Source organism: Okeania sp. SIO2B3 (assembly GCF_010672525.1).
Lineage (GTDB): Bacteria > Cyanobacteriota > Cyanobacteriia > Cyanobacteriales > Microcoleaceae > Okeania.
The window spans coordinates 1-6,136 of record NZ_JAAHGH010000192.1; the positions used below are offsets into that span (position 1 = coordinate 1).

General features: G+C 41.0%; 3 protein-coding genes. All 3 read left to right on the forward strand.

Annotation, left to right across the window (positions count from 1 at the left end; all coding sequences use genetic code 11):
* On the forward strand, positions 1 to 243 hold a 243-nt coding region (locus tag F6K15_RS37180), incomplete at its 5' end, for a hypothetical protein (protein WP_293071046.1).
* 45 nt (positions 244 to 288) lie between these two features.
* Positions 289 to 3,969, forward strand: a complete 3,681-nt coding sequence (smc, locus tag F6K15_RS37185; RefSeq protein WP_293071048.1) for a chromosome segregation protein SMC — start codon at positions 289 to 291, stop codon at positions 3,967 to 3,969.
* Between the two features lie 605 nt (positions 3,970 to 4,574).
* On the forward strand, positions 4,575 to 5,675 hold the full coding sequence (locus F6K15_RS37190) for a PRC-barrel domain-containing protein (RefSeq protein ID WP_293071050.1): 1,101 nt from the start codon (positions 4,575 to 4,577) through the stop codon (positions 5,673 to 5,675).
* Positions 5,676 to 6,136: the final 461 nt, after the last annotated feature.

Consider the following 6,136-nt stretch of genomic DNA (forward strand, 5'->3'; position numbering starts at 1 on the left):
TCGAACGGCAAAATATCTCGAACGGCAAAATATCTCGAACGGCAAAATATCTCGAACGGCAAAATATCTCGAACGGCAAAATATCTCGAACGGCAAAATATCTCGAACGGCAAAATATCTCGAACGGCAAAATATCTCGAACGGGCAAAATATCTCGAACGGCAAAATATCTCGAACGGCAAAATATCTCGAACGGGCAAGATGCCCATTCCACAAATCTCAAGTCCTGTCTATAATGTCTAGAATAATTAAAAGCCCTAAATCTATCCAGTTCAACAACTGGCCTTCATGGTTCATATCAAACGTCTGGAACTAACTAACTTTAAATCTTTCGGTGGCACTACTACTATTCCGTTGCTGCCCGGATTTACTGTGGTTTCTGGGCCTAATGGTTCGGGCAAATCCAACATTCTCGACGCACTCCTATTCTGTCTGGGCCTATCAACTTCCAAAGGTATGAGAGCTGAACGCCTACCAGACTTAGTTAATAACAAATTGGCAGGACGCAAAACTGTCGAAACTATTGTTAAAGTCACCTTTGATTTAGAAGATGTAGAAACAAGTCTAAATGGCTACGAAGACCTCGAACCTTCACAGTCAGAAACCCAAATAACTACAGAAAATCCACCAGAAGTAATAGAAAATGGAGCAAATACTCCAGAGTCTGACGATCCATTTGAGATAGCTTCATCTTTTCATTCTTTAAGTGAGTGGAGTATTTCCCGCCGCCTCCGAGTAACTAAACAAGGGACTTATACCTCCACTTATTATATGAATGGTCAACCATGCACCCTGACCGAACTCCACGAACAACTAAATCAACTCCGCGTCTACGCCGAGGGATATAACGTTGTGCTTCAGGGTGACGTAACCAGTATTATTTCTATGAAGTCTCGCGAACGTCGGGAAATTATTGATGAAATGGCAGGAGTAGCTCAATTTGATAGAAAAATTACCCTGGCCAAAGATAAATTAGATTTGGTGAAAGAACAAGAAGAAAAAAGTCGCATTGTGGAAAAAGAACTGCAAAAACAATGTGACCGTCTTTCCCAAGACTGTGTAAAAGCTCAAAAATATCAAGAATTGCGGGGTCAACTGGAACAAAAGAGTCTCTGGCAAACAATTCTCAAATGGCAAAATCTACAAAAACAAGAATGGAAACTTAGAGAAAATATAGAATCAGGCGATCGCTCTGCTACGGAAATTAACCAAAATATTCAAACCAAACAAACCGAAATTCAACAGGCCCAAACTGAACTAGACCAACTCAATGTCCAAGTTAAAGCTTTGGGGGAAGAAGAACTGTTGGCCTTACAATCAACTCTTGCCACCCAAGAAGCTGACCGCCGTCAACTAAAACAAAAGCATAAAGAATTAGAAACTACAATTGAGCAAACCATCAAGAACCTCAGCCAACTCCAACAAGAAATACAGAAACATCAACAAAATCAGGAAATATTAGCCACAAACAAAATTGTTCAAGCTCAAGAAGTCGAATCTCTAGAGTCCACTCGCAACCAAGCACGGGAAACCCTTAACCAACAACGAGAGTCAGCTAGTGCCATTGCCTCTACTGCCGAAGCTTGGATACAAGAACAAGCCCAACTTCATTATCAAATTGAAACTCTACAGCAAACTCTCAACCCCCAACTGACTGAACAAGCAAGAGTTAGGGAACAAATACATCAGTTAGAAAAGCAAATTCAAGAACAGCAAGAGTCTATGGCTGCCCTGGCGGGAGAAATAGAAAATCAAAATGCTTACCATAAAAAGATAAAAGAGTCAAGAGAAACCGCCAATTATCAAGTAGAATCCTTGACCAAACAATTAGCAGCAGTAGAGCAAGACCTGCAAATTCAACAAGATACTCAAACTCGCCTCCTCCAAGAACAAAGGGAAAGACAGCGGAAACTAGATAAATTAGAAGCCCAACAACAGGCAGTTCAAGAAGCTTCCGGAACTTATGCCACAAAAATGCTGCAACAGTCTGGTATTTCTGGCATTTGTGGGTTAGTGGCACAACTGGGGAGAGTTGAACCAAAATATCAGTTGGCTTTAGAAATTGCTGCCGGAGGACGTCTGGGAAATATGGTGGTAGAAAATGATGGGGTGGGAGCTGCCGGGATTGAATTTTTGAAGCGACAAAGAGCTGGGAGAATGACGTTTTTACCTTTGAATAAAATTCGCCCTCCTCGCCTCAACCGAGATAATAGTTTGCGTTGGGGGGCAGCGGGGTTTATTGATTATGCGGTGAATTTGATTGACTGTGACTCTCGTTATCAAAATATTTTTGCCTATGTGTTTGGCTCTACAGTGGTATTTGATACTTTGGCAAATGCTCGGAAGTATTTGGGTAAACATCGAATAGTTACTCTGGATGGGGAAATATTGGAGACCAGTGGGGCGATGACTGGGGGAAGTGTGTCCCGTCGTTCTGGTAGCTTGCATTTTGGCACGGTTGATGGTAATGAGTCGGCAGAAATAGGGGAAATGGATGTTCATCGTCAGCGCCTCCAGGAAATAGATATTGTTTTGGAGCGCTGTCAGGTAGAGATTTCTCAGAGAAAGGAGGATGTAAAGGAGCGGGCGCAAGCTTTGATGGAAGGGAAGCAGTATTTTAGAGAAACTCAGCTCAAAGTGGAGCAAATTGAGTCAGAATTGCAAAAATTGAGCAGACAACAGGAGCAAGGGCAAGGACAATTAGAGAAAAATAATCGAGAACTAGCCAATGCTCAAACCAGATTAACATTCCTAGACCAAGAAATTCCAGCCAGAGAAGTCCAATTAACAGAGTTAAAGCAAACTTTGGCTGAGTTGGAAAAATCTCATACTCACAGTGAGTGGCAACAAATGCAGGGGATGATTAGGTCTCAGGAAACTGTATTGCAAGAGCGGGAGGGTGCTTGGCGAACTGCCCAACAACAACTTCAGGAGTTGGAAAATCAACAAAGGCTTTTACAAGAAAAGGTAGAAGCTATTTCTCGTCGGCAGTCAGAATATCAAGAGCAAGAATTAGCAGCTAGGGAAAATATTAAAGATATAGATAGTCAATTATCGGTTGTGGACGAGCAAATTGCTGAAATTAAAGCAGGTATGGCCAAAGTAGAAGAAAAATTAGGCACAGAAAAACAAAAACGAGACCAAGCAGAGGCAAGTCTGCGAGAACTTTATTTAGCTAAACAGCAATTAGAATGGCAACTACAAAAACTGCAAGAATCTCAGGAGGGACGTCGGGAACAGTTAGTGACTTTGCGGACTCAGTTAGAAGAACAAAAGGCAGAATTACCCGAACAAGTGCCAGAAGTGCCGGAAAATATTAAAATAGGAGAATTAGATAAGGAGGTGCGATCGCTACAGAAACAACTTCAGGCCCTAGAACCTGTAAATATGTTGGCCCTAGAAGAATATGACCAAACCCAAAAACGTTTAGAAGAGCTAAGTCAAAAATTATCGACTCTGGAAGGAGAGCGCACGGAGCTGTTGTTAAGAATAGAAAACTTTACCACTTTGAGACAACGTTCATTTTTTGAGGCTTTCAATGCTGTGAATGAAAATTTTCAGACCATTTTTGCCCAACTTTCTGAAGGAGATGGTTATCTACAGTTAGATGATACAGAAGACCCATTCAATAGTGGGTTAAATTTAGTAGCCCACCCCAAAGGAAAACCAGTGCAAAGATTAGCCTCTATGTCTGGGGGAGAAAAATCTTTGACAGCTTTAAGCTTTATATTTGCCCTACAGCGTTACCGTCCATCTCCTTTTTATGCCTTTGATGAAGTGGATATGTTTCTTGATGGGGCAAATGTGGAACGATTAGCTAAAATGATTGAAAAACAGGCAAAACAAGCTCAATTTATTGTTGTTAGTCTACGGAGGCCAATGATGGAATCATCCCAGCATACTATCGGTGTTACCCAAGCTAGGGGAGCTCATACCCAAGTTTTAGGGATTAAAATGACTAGGTCTTAAATCTATTTGAAGAAGGAGTCAGGAGACAGGAGACAGGAGACAGGAGTGAGAATAAGCTTCTGTGGATTCAAGACCGATAAATTACAATATAGAGAATAGAGATTATTGACTACTCCCCGTAGCTGTTGCCGAGGGGATTCTAAGTTAATACTACGCAACACCGATAAATCCTTGTTGCTTCGTTTTTTCTTAGCTGAAATACGCTCTCTGGGGACAATTTCATTGTGCCCCTACACAGTCGGCTTAAGTTTAACCCTAGCCTTCTGCTTACTTTTGTCTAAACTTTTGTATATTAAGATAATAGTATAGGACAACTAAAGCTGTCTAGTCTAAACGACTCGCTTGTTTTCATCCCCCGGTTAAAACACGGGGGCTTTCAACGTCGCTTTTCGGTAATTTATTTTAACTTTTGACTTTTGACTTATTATAATACTGCCTCAGTCTGACTAAATTCTTTATTGATAAATTACAATGTAAAAATTATTAATTTCTCTTAACTTTTAATTTTTGACTTTTGACTTTTGATTTGTTATTTGACTTTTGTACGGGCGAATGCCATTCGCCCCTACTTTTGACTTATTATTAAGAATCGGGATTAAACAATAATGACATTTGAACAAATTTGGCAACGCTCCGATCTGTTAGGAACTCAAATAATCACTCGTGATAAAGGTAAGCGGCTAGGAGTAGTAAGCCAGTTATGGGTAGACGTTGATCGGCGGGAGGTAGTAGCTATTGGACTACGGGACAATATATTAGCCGTAGCTGGAATACCTAAGTTTATGTTTCTCGAAAATATCCGTGAAATAGGCGATGTTATCTTGGTAGATGACGAAGAAGTGGTGGAAGAAGATATTGATCCTGAAGCCTATAGCAGTCTAATTAATAGCGAAGTTCTGACAGAAAATGGTGAACTTTTAGGTAGAGTTAGAGGTTTCAAGTTTGATACTACAGATGGCAAAGTTTTGTCATTGATTATTGCTTCTATTGGTATACCCCAAATTCCAGAGCAAGTTATTAGTACTTATGAACTATCAATTGATGAAATTGTGAGCAGTGGGCCAAATCGCCTGATTGTATTTGAAGGTTCTGAAGAGAAACTCAAACAGTTAACAGTTGGATTATTAGAACGTTTAGGTTTAGGAGAAGCACCTTGGCAAAAAGAGGAAGATGGATTATATTATCCTCCCACTGTGAAACCTGATAATCAATTAGGAACAGGACAACCAGCTACTCAGGAACCTATTCGTACAGTAGCACCGTCAACTCAAGAAGCATGGGATGAAGATTGGGCAGAACCGGAACCCAGAAGACCTAGAGTAGTTGAACCTGAACCTGTTTATGATGACTACTATGAAGAAGAAATGGCTCCCCCTCCACGTCAGCTAGAGCGAGAGGCAGTTTATGAAGATTATTATCAGACAGAAGCAGTTGTTGCACCACCAGCAGCCCCTCAGGAAAGACAAGCTCCTACTTATGATGAGTATGAAGAAGATAATTGGGGAGAGTCAGATGGATATGAGTATGAAGAGGAGAAATATGAAAAGAAAGAATATAAACCTGCTGCAGAATATGAATATGACGAAGATATAGAAAAAGATGCCTGGGCTGATGATGAGGCTCCAAAACCCTATCAAGCACCTCGTGTAAATATTCCTCAAAAAGCTAAGATGCCAGAATATGAAGAAGAACCTGGTGGTTATTAAATCGTGTTTACGGTAAGTAAGAAGTAATATTAGGTTATTAGGTAATCAGGACTGACGCAAAATATTAAATCATACATCATATGTAGGGGCTTTCCGGCCGTTTGCTTGCACATAACTATCGTTAACGCCCCTACTAGATATGGTAGTTCTGCTTAATATTACAGTCAATCGAAACAATAAAGTAAGTGATTATCTGAATAAAGTGATGATATCAAATCCGCTCGGGTTCGATATAAAAAATTTTTCATCTGATATCATGTCCGGTAGCATCGGTATTTTATAGCTAAGTTGACATCCTCCCCGGCCTAAAGGCGCGGGGATTCCTACTAAGCCGTAGCTCCTCGGCGGGTTGACGTTTTGCTTCGCATAGCTGCCGCTAACACAGGGTGCTGCTTCCTTGGCGGTAGTCTAACGCTTCCCTCCACGTCCGCGCACGAGTTTCCGCAATTCGTAGCTCCTCC